Source organism: Kitasatospora gansuensis, assembly GCF_014203705.1.
Classification (GTDB): Bacteria; Actinomycetota; Actinomycetes; order Streptomycetales; family Streptomycetaceae; genus Kitasatospora; species Kitasatospora gansuensis.
Window position 1 is genome coordinate 8,154,535 of the sequence record NZ_JACHJR010000001.1, and the last position, 14,793, is coordinate 8,169,327.

At 72.1% G+C, this 14,793-nt stretch carries 14 protein-coding genes; 12 read left to right on the top strand and 2 right to left on the bottom strand.

Annotated elements, in window-relative coordinates:
• The first annotated feature begins 23 nt into the window (after positions 1 to 23).
• The 3 genes from F4556_RS36750 to F4556_RS36760 are packed head-to-tail and all read left to right on the top strand — an operon-like array spanning position 24 to position 3,660.
• Complete coding sequence (locus tag F4556_RS36750) at positions 24 to 1,196, top strand: agmatine deiminase family protein (RefSeq protein WP_184924020.1); 1,173 nt, start codon at positions 24 to 26, stop codon at positions 1,194 to 1,196.
• Positions 1,197 to 1,204: 8 nt separating this feature from the next.
• Positions 1,205 to 1,906 carry an urease subunit gamma gene (gene ureA, locus F4556_RS36755; RefSeq protein WP_184924021.1) on the top strand — a complete coding sequence of 234 codons (702 nt, stop codon included), beginning with the start codon at positions 1,205 to 1,207 and terminating at the stop codon, positions 1,904 to 1,906.
• Positions 1,903 to 3,660, top strand: a complete 1,758-nt coding sequence (locus F4556_RS36760) for an urease subunit alpha (protein ID WP_246511189.1) — start codon at positions 1,903 to 1,905, stop codon at positions 3,658 to 3,660. The genes ureA and F4556_RS36760 overlap by 4 nt, the downstream gene beginning before the upstream one ends.
• Positions 3,661 to 3,701: 41 nt before the next feature.
• Here F4556_RS36760 and F4556_RS36765 read toward each other — a convergent pair whose 3' ends face one another.
• Entirely contained in the window at positions 3,702 to 4,274 is a 573-nt protein-coding gene (locus tag F4556_RS36765; protein ID WP_184924023.1) for a TetR/AcrR family transcriptional regulator, read from the bottom strand.
• A gap of 217 nt (positions 4,275 to 4,491) precedes the next feature.
• Between F4556_RS36765 and F4556_RS36770 the strand changes: the two genes are divergently transcribed.
• The 9 genes from F4556_RS36770 to F4556_RS36810 all read left to right on the top strand — a co-directional run bounded on the left by F4556_RS36770 (position 4,492) and on the right by F4556_RS36810 (position 14,149).
• The gene (locus F4556_RS36770; RefSeq protein WP_184924025.1) at positions 4,492 to 5,655 is read left to right on the top strand and encodes an agmatine deiminase family protein; all 1,164 of its coding nucleotides are present in this window, start codon (positions 4,492 to 4,494) and stop codon (positions 5,653 to 5,655) included.
• Between the two features lie 39 nt (positions 5,656 to 5,694).
• Positions 5,695 to 6,696, top strand: coding sequence for an agmatine deiminase family protein (locus F4556_RS36775; protein ID WP_221503791.1), 1,002 nt, complete (start codon positions 5,695 to 5,697; stop codon positions 6,694 to 6,696).
• A 34-nt stretch (positions 6,697 to 6,730) separates the two neighbouring features.
• On the top strand, positions 6,731 to 8,368 hold the full coding sequence (locus F4556_RS36780) for an ABC transporter substrate-binding protein (protein ID WP_184924027.1): 1,638 nt from the start codon (positions 6,731 to 6,733) through the stop codon (positions 8,366 to 8,368).
• Positions 8,365 to 9,324, top strand: coding sequence for an ABC transporter permease (locus F4556_RS36785; RefSeq protein ID WP_184924029.1), 960 nt, complete (start codon positions 8,365 to 8,367; stop codon positions 9,322 to 9,324). The genes F4556_RS36780 and F4556_RS36785 overlap by 4 nt, the downstream gene beginning before the upstream one ends.
• Positions 9,321 to 10,175, top strand: coding sequence for an ABC transporter permease (locus F4556_RS36790; protein WP_184924031.1), 855 nt, complete (start codon positions 9,321 to 9,323; stop codon positions 10,173 to 10,175). The genes F4556_RS36785 and F4556_RS36790 overlap by 4 nt, the downstream gene beginning before the upstream one ends.
• Entirely contained in the window at positions 10,172 to 11,143 is a 972-nt protein-coding gene (locus tag F4556_RS36795; protein ID WP_184924033.1) for an ABC transporter ATP-binding protein, read from the top strand. The genes F4556_RS36790 and F4556_RS36795 overlap by 4 nt, the downstream gene beginning before the upstream one ends.
• 22 nt (positions 11,144 to 11,165) lie before the next feature.
• On the top strand, positions 11,166 to 11,963 hold the full coding sequence (locus F4556_RS36800; protein WP_184924035.1) for an ABC transporter ATP-binding protein: 798 nt from the start codon (positions 11,166 to 11,168) through the stop codon (positions 11,961 to 11,963).
• A gap of 120 nt (positions 11,964 to 12,083) precedes the next feature.
• Complete coding sequence (locus F4556_RS36805; protein ID WP_184924036.1) at positions 12,084 to 13,280, top strand: agmatine deiminase family protein; 1,197 nt, start codon at positions 12,084 to 12,086, stop codon at positions 13,278 to 13,280.
• Positions 13,277 to 14,149 (top strand): DUF4436 family protein, encoded by an 873-nt coding sequence (locus tag F4556_RS36810; protein WP_184924039.1) that lies wholly within the window; start codon positions 13,277 to 13,279, stop codon positions 14,147 to 14,149. Before F4556_RS36805 ends, F4556_RS36810 begins: the two co-directional genes overlap by 4 nt.
• Before the next feature lie 7 nt (positions 14,150 to 14,156).
• Here the strand turns inward: F4556_RS36810 and F4556_RS36815 are convergent, their stop codons facing one another.
• A complete protein-coding gene (locus F4556_RS36815) occupies positions 14,157 to 14,786 on the bottom strand; it encodes a TetR/AcrR family transcriptional regulator (RefSeq protein WP_184924041.1) in 630 nt (209 codons plus the stop codon).
• Positions 14,787 to 14,793 lie beyond the last annotated feature (7 nt).

The window sequence follows — 14,793 nt, forward strand, 5'->3', positions numbered from 1 at the left end:
GTGACTCCGTGTCAGACCCGACCATGCCCTTTTCCGCCTCCCGCCGGACGGTGCTGCGCGCTGCGGCCGGCGCCGGGCTGCTCACCCTGGGGGCCGCCGCCTGCGCCCCGCTGAACGACGGCGACGAGCAGCCGGGCCTCGCCGAACCGTCCGCACCGAGTGCAGGCCAGGGGGCGACGCCCGGCCGCAGGTTCGGTGCGGAGTGGGAGAGCCACGCCAGGACCTTCATGTCCTGGCCCGCCTCCACCGGCATCTGGGGTGACCAACTGCCGGACGTCCGGGCGGACATCGCGCGGCTGGCCCGGGCCGTCGCGGGGTACGAGGCAGTGCAGATGTTCGCCCGCCCCGGGCAGCTGGAGGCGGCGCAGAACGCGTGCGGCAACGCCGTCGAGGTCGTCCCGCTGCCGGTCGACGACCTGTGGGCCCGGGACACCCTGCCGGTCTTCGTCGAGGACTCGGGCACGCTCAAGGGCGTCGACTTCAACTTCAACGGCTGGGGCGAGAAGCAGCAGGAGCACGGCAACGACACGGCGCTGGCCGCCGCCGTGCTCGGGAAGTACGGCATCGAGCGGGTCCGGACGCCGCTGGTCGCCGAGGGCGGCTCGTTCGAGACCGACGGCCAGGGGACGCTGCTGGTCACCGAGAGTTCGGTGGTCAACCAGCGCCGCAACCCGGGGAAGAGCCGGGACGAGATCGAGGCGGAGCTCAAGCGGGCCCTCGGGGTGACCAAGGTGATCTGGTTCGCCGGCGTACGCGACCAGGACATCACCGACGCGCACGTGGACTGCCTGGTGCGGTTCGCGGCGCCGGGGGTCGTACTGCTCGACCAGCCGTTCCCGGGTGCGCCCGCCGACGTCTGGTCGCGCTCGGCCGCGCAGGCGCGCGAGGTGCTGAAGGGCGCCACCGACACGCACGGCAGGCAGCTCAAGGTGATCGACCTGCCGCAGCCCGACCCGGACCGGATCACCGGGCGCGGCGACGCGTTCGTCTCCTCGTACATCAACTTCTACGTCGCCAACAAGGCGCTGTTCCTGCCGAAGTTCGGGGACGCCAAGGCCGACGACCGGGCCCAGCAGATCCTGCGGGACCACTTCCCCGGCCGGGACATCGTGCCGGTGGCCATCGACGCCATCGCCTCCGGTGGCGGTGGGATCCACTGCTCCACCCACGACCAGCCCGGCACACCGAAGGAGTAGGAGACGTCGTGCGACTGACACCGACCGAGCGGGACCGGCTGCTGATCTTCACGGCGGCCGAACTGGCCCGGGCCCGCCGGGCCCGGGGCGTGAAACTGAACATCCCCGAGGCGCACGCGCTGATCGCGGACACCGTGTGCGAGGCGGCCCGGGACGGCCGGCGGCTGGCCGAGGCGATCGAGGCCGGGCGCTCGGTGCTCTGTGCCGAGGACGTACTGCCCGGGGTCGCCGGCGTGGTGACGACCCTTCAGGTGGAGGCGGTCTTCGAGGACGGGACGCGGCTCTGCGTCATCGACGACCCGTTCCGGGCCCAGGGCTCGCTGGGGGACGAGGCGCCCGGCGCGGCCCTCCCCGGGGACGGCGCGGGCTACCGGCCGGCCGGGCCGGAGCTGCGGCTGCGCGTGCGCAACACCTCGGCGGTGCCGGTCTCGGTCACCTCGCACTTCCACTTCTTCGAGGTCAACCCCCGGCTGGCCTTCGACCGTTCCGCCGCGTACGGGCACCGGCTCGCCGCTCCGGCGGGTTCCTCGGTGCGGTTCGACCCCGGTGCCGTGGTGGAGGTCGGCCTGGTGCCGATCGGCGGGGCGCGGGTGGCGATCGGCTTCGCGGGCCTGGTGGACGGCCCGCTGGACGCACCCGGGGCGAAGGAATCCGCGCTGGCAAAGGCCCGCGCGACCGGCTATCTGACGGATTTTCAGGAGCAGTCATGAGTGGCAGCGTCTTCGACTCCGCAGGCTGTCACGGCCGCCCGGGCGGCGTGGCCGGCGGCGGCATCGACCCGGCGGACTACATCGCGGTGCACGGCCCCCGGACGGGTGACCGGATCAGGCTTGGTGACAGCGGTCTGATCATCCGGGTCGAGTCCGACTCCCAGGAGCCGGGGGACGAGTTCCTGGCGGGGTTCGGCAAGACGGCGCGGGACGGGATGCTGCTGAAAGCGGCCGCCGTCCGGGACACCTGTGACGTGGTGATCAGCAACGTGCTGGTGATCGACGCGGTGCTGGGCATCCGGAAGACCTCGATCGGTCTGATCGACGGCCGGATCGCCTCCATCGGACGGGCCGGCAACCCCGACACCCTGCACGGTGTGGACGTCGTGGTCGGGACGGGGACGGCGATCGTCTCGGGGGAGGGGCTGATCGCCACCGCAGGTGCGATCGACACCCACGTGCACCTGTTGTCGCCCCGGATCATGGAAGCCTCGCTGGCGTCGGGGGTGACGACCATCATCGGCCAGGAGTTCGGCCCGGCGTGGGGGGTGGGGGTGAACTCGCCGTGGGCGTTGCGGCACGCGTTCAACTCCTTCGACGCCTGGCCGGTCAACATCGGGTTCCTGGGCCGGGGTTCGTCCTCCGACCCGGCCCCGCTGATCGAAGCCCTCGCCGAAGGCGGCGCCTCCGGCTTCAAGGTCCACGAGGACATGGGCGCCCACACCCGCGCCCTCGACACCGCCCTGCGCGTCGCCGAGGAGTACGACGTCCAGGTCGCCCTGCACACCGACGGCCTCAACGAATGCCTCTCCGTCGAAGACACCCTGCGCGTGCTCGAAGGCCGCACCATCCACGCCTTCCACATCGAGGGCTGCGGCGGCGGACACGTCCCCAACGTCCTGAAGATGGCCGGCGTCGAGAACGTCATCGGCTCCTCCACCAACCCCACCCTCCCCTTCGGCCGCGACGCCCTCGGCGAACACTTCGGCATGATCGTCTCCGCCCACGACCTCAAGGTCGACCTCCCCGGCGACGCCGCCATGGCCCGCGACCGCATCCGCGCCGGCACCATGGGCGCCGAAGACGTCCTGCACGACCTCGGCGTCATCGGCATCACCTCCTCCGACGCCCAAGGCATGGGCCGCGCCGGCGAAACCGTCCGCCGCACCTTCGCCATGGCCGGCAAAATGAAACACGAACTCGGCCCCCTGAACGGTGGGTTCGGCACCGCCGAGAGCGGCGACGACAACGAACGCGTCCTGCGCTACATCGCCAAACTCACCATCAACCCCGCCATCGCCCACGGCCTCGCCCACGAAGTCGGCTCCATCGAAGTCGGCAAACTCGCCGACATCGTCCTGTGGCGCCCCGACCACTTCGGCGCCAAACCCCAGCTCATCCTCAAAGCCGGCTTCCCCGCCTACGGCGTGGTCGGCGACCCCAACGCCTCCACCGACCGCTGCGAACCCCTCGTCCTCGGCCCCCAGTTCGGCGCCCACGGCGCCACCGCCGCCGACATCTCCGTCGCCTTCGTCGCCCAAGCAGCGGTGGACAACGGGGACTTGATGCCGACCAGGCGACGCCGGGTCGCGGTACGGGGCACCCGGGGCATCGGTCCCCGCAACATGGTCAGGAACGCCCGGATCGGGCAGGTCGACGTACAGGCCCGGAGCGGCCTGGTGTCGCTCGACGGCGAGCCGCTCTGCTCCGAGCCCGCCGACTCCGTCTCGCTCAACCGGCTGTACTTCCTCTGACCGTCCGCCGGATGCTGACCGGTCTTTCAGTCCGAGCGGCCCTACCGGAGGATCCGGAGCTCCGCCTCGATCGCCTCGCCGAGCAGTCGCCGCGCGTGGTCGAGGGGGAGTGAGCCGCTGAGCCAGCGGACGCTGAGCCCTTCGAGCAGGGCGGTGAGGCGTTCGGCGGACGCGGCGTGGGCCGGCGCCGTCCCGCTCGGGTGCGCGCGGCCAAGCAGGTACGCGATCTCGTGCACCCAGGTGTGGGTGGCCCTCGCCAGGTCCTCCCTGAGGTCCGCGTCGAAGACCGCACTGGCTCTCAACTCGCCCCAGGCGGTGCTGTTCTCGCGTACCTCGACGGTGTCCTGCAGCTCCAGCAGCAGGATCTGCGACAGCTCCGCGCGGGGGTCGTCCGTGGTGCCGGGGGCGGCCTCCGCGGTGTACCGGTCGGCCCGTTCGCCGATGAACTCCAGGGTCTCGCGGAGGATCCCGGCCCGGTCGGTGAAGTGGTAGTAGATCAAGGAGGCCGACACCCCGGCCTCGGCCGCCAGCTCGGCCACGCGCAGCCCACGCACGCCGCGTCGGCTGATGAGGCGTGTGGCGGCCCTGAGTATTTCTGTTCGACGGTCTGACACGGGCGTTCACTCTACCCGCACGCGCCGGTTCCTGACGAGATGTTCAGTGAATGTCTCCGCAAGGGACCGCTGGTCGGTGCGGGTATGTCGCTGATCATCGCGGTTCCGCCGCTGGAAAACCGCCCTGAATCGGGCCCGTCGTTCTCCTTGACTGAATTTTCAGTTCGGAGCAGGATGTGGGTCACCCCACACCTCCCGACCCCTCTAGGGAGTCCTTATGAACACGCCCGTCCCCACCCGGCGCAGCCTGCTCAAGCTCGGCGCGGCCGCCCTGCCACTGGCCGCCCTGGGCGCCACCTTCCCCGGCTCGGCGGCCCACGCCGCTACGGCGCCCTCGGGCGCCACCCTGCGGATGCCGGCCGAGACCGACCGGCACACCCGGACGTACATGGCCTGGCCGGCCCTGCAGTCGGTCTGGGACTACCAGCTCTCGGCGGTGCGCCGGGACATCGCGAACGTCGCGTACGAGATATCCCGCTACGAGCCGGTCGTCCTGCTGGCCCGCCCCGAGCAGGCCGCCGACGCCCGGTACACCTGCGGCTCGGGCGCCTACCACCCGATCGACGTCGAGGAGATCGCCAACGACGACCTCTGGATCCGCGACTTCGGCCCCACCTTCGTGGTCGCACCGGGCGCGATCGCCGGTGTGGACACCAACTTCAACGGCTGGGGCAAGACCGGCACCTCGTACTACCAGCCGTTCCGCAACGACGCGGCCGCCGCGGCGACCCTGCTGAGCCGGTACGGGCTGGACCGGATCCGGGCCTCCTTCGTCGGTGAGGGCGGCTCGCTGGAGACCGACGGCGAGGGCACCCTGCTGGCCACGGTGAGTTCGCTGGTCAACCCCAACCGCAACCCGGGGAAGTCCCAGGCCCAGGTGGAGTCGGCACTGAAGGCGGACCTGGGCATCGACAAGGTGATCTGGGTGCCGGGTCTGGCCGGCCAGGACATCACCGACTGCCACATCGACTGCCTGGCCCGCTTCACCGCTCCCGGCCAGGTCCTGCTCGACCAGCCGGGCCCGGGCACCGACGCCCGCTGGGTGGCGGTCTACGAGGAGGCGAGGCGGGTGCTGCAGAACGCCACCGACGCCAAGGGCCGCCGCCTGCGGATCACCGAACTGCCCGGCCCCGACCGCCGGTTGATCCGGGGGCGCGGTAAGGACTTCCTGTCCAGCTACAGCAACTACTACACCGTCAACAGGGCGGTCATCGCGCCGCAGTTCGGCGACCGCTACGCGGACGGGGTGGCCTACGCGGTGCTGCAGGCCGCATACCCGGACCGCAGGGTCGTCCAGCTGAACATCGACGCGATCGCGAGCGGGGGCGGCGGCATCCACTGCGCCACCCAGTCCGAGCCGGCCGTGCCGTCCGCCTACTGAGCACCGTCCTCACCGATCCCTGATACGAGAAGAGTTGTCATGACGTTCCGCATGCCCGCCGAGTGGACCGAGCACGAGGCGTGCCTGATGGCCTGGCCGACCCGGGCCGACCTCTGGGGGGAGACCTTCGAGGAGGCCAAGCGGGAGTACTCCCAAGTGGCCCGCGCGATCGCTGAGTTCGAGCCGGTGACGATGGTCGCCCGGCCGGGTCAGGGCGAGGAGGCGCGGGCCCTGTGCGGAGAGGGCGTCGAGGTGGTCGAACTGCCCCTGGACGACTCGTGGTTCCGCGACTCGGGGCCGATCTTCGTGCTCGGCCCTGACGGCCAGCGGGCCGGGGTGGACTTCCGGTTCAACTCCTGGGGCGAGAAGCACTTTCCCTGGGACACCGACGACAAGATCGCCGCCCGCCTGCTGGAGCGCCTGGGCGTCGAGCGGATCGACTCCCGGATGATCCTCGAGGGCGGCGCCATCACGGTCGACGGCGAGGGCACGCTGATCACCACCGAGCAGTGCCTGCTCCACCCGAACCGCAACCCGGGCATGAGCAAGCAGGAGATCGAGGCCGAACTCCGCTCCAAGCTCGGTGTCAGCACGGTGATCTGGCTGCCCTTCGGCGGGCTGCTGGACACCGAGACCGACGGCCACGTGGACGGCGTCTGCGCCTTCGTGGCCCCCGGCAAGGTGGTGGTCCAGCTCCCGAGCGACCCGGCGCACCCCGACTACGAGCGGATGCGGGCCAACCGGGCGGTGCTGGAGGCCGCCGTGGACGCGCGGGGCCGAAAGCTGGAGATCGTCGACCTGCCGCAGAGCGCCTTCCTGGAGGTGGGCGGCAAGCACACCGAGGTGGGCTACCTCAACTTCTACATCGCCAACGGCGGCGTGGTGGTCCCGGTGGCCGGCCTCCCCGAGGACGAGGGCGCGCTCGCGGTGATCGCGTCCGCACTGCCTGGCCGCAAGGTCGTCGGCGTGCGCTCCCGGGTGATCGCCTTCGGCGGCGGCGGTGTCCACTGCATCACCCAGCAGGTCCCGTCGGCGAGTTGACCCGAACCCACCCCGCACGGAAGAGAGCCCCCGCATGACAGACCCGCAGAGAACCCCGCGCCGCCGGACCGCCCTCGCGGCCGCGGCCGCCCTGCTCGCCCTCACCGCCGCCTGTTCGGGCCCGCCGAAGAGCGGCACCGCCGACGGTGACGGGTACCGGCTCTCGGCCGGCACCCCCGCCGGGCAGACCGGCCTGGACTCCTTCACCTGGGCCGTCTACGCCGAACCACCCACGCTGGACTACATCTCCGCGTTCGACTACCCGCAGAACACCGTGCTCTCCAACGTCTGCGAGAGCCTGATGCGGTGGACCCCGCAGCTGACCCTGACCCCCGGACTGGCGGAGCAGGTCAGCAACCCCGCCCCCACCACCTGGGTCTACGACCTGCGCCCGAACGTGCACTTCCACGACGGCGGCGTGATGACCGCCGACGACGTGGTGTACAGCCTCGGCCGGCAGATGAACCCGGAGAACGCGGCCGCCTGGGCCCAGCAGTTCCAGAACGTCAGCAGCATCACGAAGACCGGCCCGCTCCAGGTCACCGTCCAACTCACCCAGCCCGACTCGCAGTTCAACCAGTACATGGCCGCCGCCGCCGGGGTGGTGGCCTCCCGGGCCGGGGTCGAGGCGGCCGGCCAGGACTACGGCACCGGCGGCAGCCTGGCCTGCACCGGACCGTTCAAGCTGGGCACCTGGACCAAGGGCCAGTCGGTCGAGCTGCAGCGCTTCGACGAGTACTGGGGCACCAAGGCCAAGTCCGCCAAGGCGGTCTTCCGCTTCCTCACCGACCCCTCGGCCCGGGTCAACGCGATGCTCAGCGGCGAGGCGGACGGCGGCTACCTGATCCCGACCGAGAGCTACGAGCGGCTGCGCGGCAGCGGCGTGGGCACGCTGTACTTCGGCGAGGGCCTCAGCACCGTCAACGTCAACGTCACCAAAATGGCGGGCGTGCTCGGCGACGTCCGGGTGCGCAAGGCGCTCTCGCTCGCCCTGGACCGCTCCGGCTTCGTGAAGACCGGCCTCGGCGGTGCGGGCCGGGTCACCGGTTCGCTGACCAGTCAGGCCGCCTGGGCCGCCGCGCCCGAGCAGGTCCGCAAGGAGGCCTTCGAGGGGCTCACCCCCACCGCCCCCGATCTCGAGCAAGCCAAGGCGCTGATCAAGGAGGCCGGTGCGAGCGGCAAGAGCATCACCGTCGCCACCAGCCCGATCGGCCAGGACGTCTCGGTGCTGGCCACCGCTGTCCAGGCCGCCGGGGCGAAGATCGGCCTCGACGTCAAGCTCCGGACCATCGCGCCGAACGCCTTCACCGCCCTGTTCACCGACCCGAAGGCGCGCGAGGGCATCGACCTCTTCCCGGAGACGTACTACGACTCGATCACCGACCCGCTCGACCTGCTGGCCAACTTCAAGACCGGCGCGTACCAGAACTTCGCCTCGTTCAGCGACCCCGGCTACGACGAGCTGGTGAAGAAGGCGGTCACCGCGACCGACCCGGCCGAGCGGTTCGCCGTCACCGCCAAGCTCCAGCGGACCGCCTCCGAGCAGCTGCTCTGGATCCCGGTCGCGGAGTGGCCCACCGCGGTGTTCCTGAACAAGCGGATCACCGGCGCCCCCACCACCATCTCCTACCTCTACTACCCGTGGGCGGCCGACGTGGGGGCGGCCAAGTGAGTTTCCTGAGATTCGCGGCCCGGCGGCTGGCCGAGATGGCGGCCACCCTGGCCGGCGCCTCGTTCGTGATCTTCGGCGCGATGTACCTGGCACCCGGCAGTCCGGCGAGCTTCCTGCTCGCCGGGCGGTCGGCCTCCCCGGAGGCCCTGCAGGCGGTCAACGCCCAGTACCACCTGGACGAACCGTTCCTGCTCCAGTACGCGCGCTGGGCCGGCCAGATCCTGCACGGCGACTTCGGACGGTCCATCACCTACCGCACCGACGTCTCCCGGCTGCTCGCCGACCGGCTGCCCGCCACCCTGCTGCTGGTGGGGATGGCGCTGGTGCTGGTGCTCGCCGTCGGTCTGCTGCTCGGCTGGATCGGCGCGGTCCGGGGCGGCGCGGCCGACTCGACCGTGCTGGTCACCACCACGGTCGCGGTCGGCACCCCGTCGTTCGTCGCGGCCGTGCTGCTCCAGGGCCTGTTCGCGGTCCAGCTGGGCTGGTTCCCCACCGGCGGTACGGGGGAGGGGTTCGGGTCGATGCTCTGGCACCTGGTGCTGCCCGCCGTGGCCCTGGCCCTCTACCTGACCGGCATGCTGGCCCGGGTCACCCGGGCCGCGATGCTCGACGTGCTCGGCCAGGAGCACGTCACCGTCGCCCGCAGCCGAGGAGTGACGGAGCATCAGGTGATCCGCCGTCACGTCTTCCGCAACGCGCTCGGCACCGTGCTGACCACCGGCGGCCTGATCGTCTCCACCCTGCTGGTCTGCACCGTGCTGGTGGAGACCGCGTTCAGCGTCGGCGGGATCGGCCAGCTGCTCGAACTGTCCACCACCACCAAGGACTTCCCCACCGTGCAGGCCATCTCCCTGATCATGGTCGGCCTGTTCATGGCCGTGAACCTGATCGTCGACCTGCTCCACCCGCTCGTCGACCCACGCGTCACGCTCGGCCCGAGAAGGGCCGCCGGATGACCGCCACCCTGCTGCACCGGCCCGGCCTCGCCCGGATCCGCACCGCCCGCGCCCCGCTCCAGCTGCTCTGCCTGGGCTTCGTCGCCCTGGTCGTGCTCACCGCGCTGCTGGCCCCCTGGCTCGCCCCCGAGGACCCGAACGCCGTCGACCTTGGCAACGCCCTGGCCGGGCCGTCCGCCGAGCACCTGCTCGGGGTGGACGCCTCCGGCCGGGACACCTTCTCCCGCCTGGTCACCGGCGCCCGCACCTCGCTGCTCGGACCGCTCGGCGTGGTCGCCTTCTCGACCCTCGCCGGGGTCGCGATCGGCGTCACCGCCGCCTGGCGGGGCGGCTGGCTGGACTCGGTGCTCTCCCGGAGCACCGAACTGGTCTTCGCCTTCCCCGGCATGCTGCTGGCGATCCTGATCGTCTCGGTCTACGGCGAGGGCCTGCTCGCCCCCGTCATCGCCCTGGCCATCGCCTACCTGCCGTACGTCAGCCGGCTCACCCGCTCGCTGGTGCTGGCCGAACGGGCCCGCCCGTACGTCGAGGCGTACCAGGTGCAGGGCCACTCCGGCCCGCAGATCTGCCTGCGGCACGTCATCCCCGGCATCGCCCCCGTCGTGCTCGCCCAGTCCACCATCAACTTCGGCTACGCCCTGATCGACCTGGCCGGCCTCTCCTTCCTCGGGCTCGGCGTCCCCGCGCTGACCCCCGACTGGGGCCGGATGGTCTTCGACGGCCAGTCCGCCGTCCAGCACGGCTACCCGCTGTCCGCGATCCTGCCCTGCGCCGCGATCGTGCTGACCGTGGTCGCCTTCAACGTGGTCGGCGAACGCTGGGCCGACCAGGTCGCCAGGAGGGACCGATGACCACCCTCGACATCCAGGCCTACCGCCTGCGCCTGCCGAACACCGCCCGCCCCGTACTCGCCGGGGTCGACCTCACCGTCGACACCCGCGAGACGGTCGCCCTGGTCGGCGAATCCGGCTCCGGCAAGAGCCTCACCTCGCGCAGCGCCCTCGGCCTGCTCCCCACCGGCGCCACCACCGAGGGCACCGTCCGGGTCAACGGCGCGGACGTGCTCACCATGACGGACGATCAGCTCCGCGGGCTGCGCACCGGCACCGCCGCGATGATCTTCCAGGACCCCCGGGCCGCCATCAACCCGCTGCGCCGGCTCGGCGACTTCCTCACCGAGAGCGTCCGGCTGAGCGGCCGTCTGGCGCCCGCGGCCGCCACCGAACGGGCCGCCGAGATGCTGGACGCGGTCGGGCTGCCGGCCTCGGTGCTCGGCCGCTACCCGGGGCAAGTCTCCGGCGGCATGCTCCAGCGGGTGATGATCGCGGCCGCCCTGATGGGTGACCCCGCGCTGATCCTCGCCGACGAGCCCACCACCGCACTGGACGTGAGTTCGCAGGCCGAGGTGGTGGCCCTGCTCGGGGACCTCCGGGACCGCTTCGGCACCGGGCTGCTGTTCGTCACCCACGACCTGGGCCTGGCCGCCGCGATCAGCGACCGGGTGTACGTGATGTACGCCGGCCGGATCGTCGAGACCGGCCCCGCCGAGGCCCTGTTCAGCCGGCCGCGCCACCCGTACACGGCCGCGCTGCTCGCCTCGACCCCGCGCCCGGACGCCCCCGGCGGCCGGCTCGCCGCCATCGAGGGCCGGCCGCCGAGCCTGCGCGAGGAACTGACGGGCTGTCCGTTCGCACCGCGCTGCCCGCTGGCCACCTTCCTCTGCACCCAGCAGGAACCGCCGCTGCTGCCGGTCGAGGCCTCGGCCGTGCGCCGGGCCGCCTGTCACCACAGCGACCGGACGGGGGCGTCGGATGCCTAGTGATGTGAAGGGAGCACCGCCGATGCGGAAGACCGTTCTGGAGGTCGTCGGCCTGCAGCGTACCTACGGCGAGGTGCGGGCGGTGGACCAGGTCTCGTTCACGCTGGCCGAGGGCGGCTCGCTCGGGATCGTCGGCGAGTCGGGCTCCGGCAAGACCACCACCGCCCGGATCGTGGTCGGGCTGGAACGGGCGGACGCCGGGCGGGTCCTGGTGCACGGCCGCGACCGTACCGAGCACCGGCGTGGCCGGGCCCACCGGCTGGCCAAGGCCCGCCAGGTCCAGATGGTCTTCCAGGACCCGTACCTCTCGCTCGACCCGCGCACCCCGGTCGGCGCCGTGCTGCGGGAGACCCTCCGGCTGCACTTCCCCGATGCGGACCACCCCCGCCGGATCGCCGAACTGCTCGACCAGGTCGGCCTCGGCCCGCGCGAGGCCGGTGCGCTGCCCCGGCAGCTCTCCGGCGGCCAGCGCCAACGCGTCGCGATCGCACGGGCGTTGGCGGTCGAACCGGCGGTCCTGGTGCTGGACGAGGCGGTGGCCGCGCTGGACGTCTCCGTGCAGGCCCAGATCCTGAACCTGCTCGCGGACATCCGCGAGCAGACCGGGATCGGGTACCTCTTCATCACCCACGACCTCGGCGTGGTGCGGTGCGTCACCGAGGACGTGATCGTGATGCGGCAGGGGAGGATCGTCGAGTCCGGCCGGACGGCCGAGGTGCTGGCCGCGCCCCGGCACCCGTACACCCGGCTGCTGCTGGACTCCGTGCCCAGGCCGGGCTGGGACCCGAAGGCGATCGCGGCGGCGCGGCGGAGCTTGTGACGTTCCGTCGGTTCACTGATTCGCCCGATCGGCGGCGCGCGGCCTCACCGGTGGGCTCGCCGCTCGCCCCTACTGTCGGATAGCACCTGATTCCTTGATGCGCCGCTGGGGGAAGTCGCCGTGAGAGAACCCGCCCTGTCCCGCCGGGCCGTCCTGCGGACGGGGTCGGTGCTGGCCGCGCTCGCGCTGCTGGACGGCTGTTCCTCCGACGCCGAGCCCTCGGAGGAACAGCCATCCCCGGTCGGTACCACTGCGGCGGGCAGCCCGTCCGCCGCACCCTCGCCGGTCGCGTTCGCCATGCCGGCCGAGTCGCACCACCACACCAGGACCTTCATGGCCTGGCCCGCGCTGGAGGAGGTGTGGGGCAGTCAACTGCCCGCCGTCCGGGAGGACATCGCGCGGGTGGCGCAGGCCGTCGCCCGGTTCGAGCCGGTGGTGCTGATGGCCCGTCCGGAGCAGAGCGGGCAGGCCCGGCAACTGTGCGGGTCGAGCGTGGAGGTGATCGACCTCGCGGTGGACGACCTGTGGGCCCGGGACACCGGGCCGACCTTCGTCACCGCCCCGGGCGCGCTCGCGGGTGTGGACCTCAACTTCAACGGCTGGGGGAACAAGCAGACCCACGCCAACGACAGCCAGGTCGCCCGTACGCTGCTCGACCGCTACACGATCCGGCGGATCCAGGCTCCGGTCACCGGTGAGGGCGGCGGGATCGAGGTCGACGGCGAGGGCACCCTGATGGCCACCGAGAGCTCGTGGGTGAACGGGAACCGCAACCCGGGCAGGAGCCGCGACCAGATCGAGGCCGCGCTGAAGGAGCTGTTCGGGGTCCGGAAGGTGATCTGGTTCGCCGGAGTGGCCGGGCAGGACATCACCGACTGCCACGTCGACGCGCTGGCCCGGTTCACCGAGCCGGGTGTGGTGGTGATCCACCGCCCCGGCCCGGACGCGCCGCCGGACATCTGGTCCCGTGCCTCCGACCAGGCACTCCAGGTGCTGCGCGACGCCACCGACGCCCAGGGCCGCAAGCTGCGGGTGGTCGAGCTGGTTGAACCCGACCTCAGTCAACTCCCGGATCCCGGAAAGGACTTCCTGGCCACCTACCTCAACTACTACGTGGTCAACGGCGGGGTGATCATGCCGAAGTTCGGCGACCGGGCGTCGGACGACCGGGCGGCCAAGGTGCTGGGGGAGCTGCACCCCGGCCGCCAGGTGGTGCCGGTGAGCATCAACGCCATCGCCGGCGGTGGAGGCGGCATCCACTGCTCCACCCAGCAGCAGCCCGAGGCGCCCGCCGCCGCCGGGCCGCCGGCCCGATGAGCCCTCTCGGGGCCGAGGCGAGGGCGCGCGGCCGCCGACGGCTGCTGGTCGTCCTGCTGCTGCTGGCGGCGCTGGTCGCGGGCGGCATCGCGCTCTACGTCAACGAGCGGGACAGCCGCCAGCAGCCCCGGCAGCTCGGGGCCGAAATCGTCGGCGACGGCGTCGAGTTGGAGATCACCGCCCAGGAGGTGGACCCGGCCGCCCAGGAGGTCACCCTCTACACCGTGCTGGTGCCGCACGGCAGCCTGGCCGCCGCACCCGGTTCGCTGGCCTTCAGCCGGGCGGTGGAGGTGACGGTCAGTTCGCTGGCCAGCAGCACCCTGAAGACGGTAGCGGGTCAGGTGGCCACGCCGCAGCCGATCACCGTCGGCCTGTACGGCGGCACACCGACGGACTACCCGTTCGACCGGTACCGGATCGCGGCCGGCTGGTCCGCCACCGACCGGGGCGCGCCCGTACCCGTGGGGATCACCTTCACCGACGCCGACCCGTTCTTCACCGCCCGGGCCGCCGACGCGTCCGAGAGCGAGGACGAGGCCCGGCTGGAGGTGACGTTCGTCCGGTCGCGCAGCACGTTCATCCTGGCCTGGTTCATGATCGCGGCGATGTGGGCGCTCGCGCTGGCGGTGCTCGGCGGAGCGGAGGTGCTGATCCGCAAGCGCCGACCGCTGGTCTGGCCGGCCCTGGGCTGGATGGCCGCCACGCTGTTCGCGCTGGTCGGGCTGCGCAACGCCGCGCCCGGCAGCCCGCCGATCGGGTCGGTCATCGACTACGTGGCGTTCTTCTGGGCGGAGGGGATCATCGCGGCGAGCCTGGCCTGCACGGTCGCTTTCGGGCTCCGGGTCGAGCACCGCACGGCGGACGACTGACGGTCCGTCAGGGTGCAGTGGCACCTGCGGCGAGTCCGAGGATCAGCGCGCGCACGACTGGTGCCGGGTCGATGTTCGCGTCCAGCGACTGGATCGCGGCCAGGCCGTCGGTACCGGCCGCCGCCGCCTCGCCGAGCGCCCGCGGGTCGAACCCGCCGCCCCGCTCGTCCGCCAGCACCTGGAACAGCGCGACGAAGCACTCCCGCCAGCGCAGGTACTCCGCCGCCAGGCTCTCCCGCACCCGCTCGTCGTTGAGGGCGAACCAGTGCAGCGCCGAGTGCAGCCGGTCCAGGTCCCCGGCCTCCGGCTGGACCAGCAACCCGACCACGCGCTCGGCCCGTTCGGCGAAGCTCCCGGGCTGCGCGACCGCCTCCTCCAGAGGCGTGATCCACTCCGGCCGGATGGCCTCCACCACTGCCACGATCAGATCGGTCCGGGTCTGGAAGTGGTAGTGGCACATCCCATGGGTTACCCCGCCCAGGGCGGCGACATTGCGCGTGGTGAACGGCACCTCGCCGTCCCCCGCGAGCAGCGCCCGCGCGGCGGCGAGGAGGCGGGCCCGGGTCTGCTCGCCCTTGGCCGACACCCGCGGCTTCCGGGCGCCGGAGGGCTGGGAGTCTTCGTCGCGGATCACCATCCGGGCA

What these genes read in the sequence shown, in the direction of transcription:
- F4556_RS36750 (WP_184924020.1), top strand. Translation starts at nt 24, where the DNA reads ATGCCCTTTTCCGCCTCCCGCCGGACGGTGCTGCGCGCTGCGGCCGGC.
- F4556_RS36760 (WP_246511189.1), top strand. Translation starts at nt 1,903, where the DNA reads ATGAGTGGCAGCGTCTTCGACTCCGCAGGCTGTCACGGCCGCCCGGGC.
- F4556_RS36770 (WP_184924025.1), top strand. Translation starts at nt 4,492, where the DNA reads ATGAACACGCCCGTCCCCACCCGGCGCAGCCTGCTCAAGCTCGGCGCG.
- F4556_RS36775 (WP_221503791.1), top strand. Translation starts at nt 5,695, where the DNA reads ATGACGTTCCGCATGCCCGCCGAGTGGACCGAGCACGAGGCGTGCCTG.
- F4556_RS36780 (WP_184924027.1), top strand. Translation starts at nt 6,731, where the DNA reads ATGACAGACCCGCAGAGAACCCCGCGCCGCCGGACCGCCCTCGCGGCC.
- F4556_RS36790 (WP_184924031.1), top strand. Translation starts at nt 9,321, where the DNA reads ATGACCGCCACCCTGCTGCACCGGCCCGGCCTCGCCCGGATCCGCACC.
- F4556_RS36795 (WP_184924033.1), top strand. Translation starts at nt 10,172, where the DNA reads ATGACCACCCTCGACATCCAGGCCTACCGCCTGCGCCTGCCGAACACC.
- F4556_RS36800 (WP_184924035.1), top strand. Translation starts at nt 11,166, where the DNA reads ATGCGGAAGACCGTTCTGGAGGTCGTCGGCCTGCAGCGTACCTACGGC.
- F4556_RS36810 (WP_184924039.1), top strand. Translation starts at nt 13,277, where the DNA reads ATGAGCCCTCTCGGGGCCGAGGCGAGGGCGCGCGGCCGCCGACGGCTG.
- F4556_RS36815 (WP_184924041.1), bottom strand. Translation starts at nt 14,786, where the DNA reads ATGGTGATCCGCGACGAAGACTCCCAGCCCTCCGGCGCCCGGAAGCCG.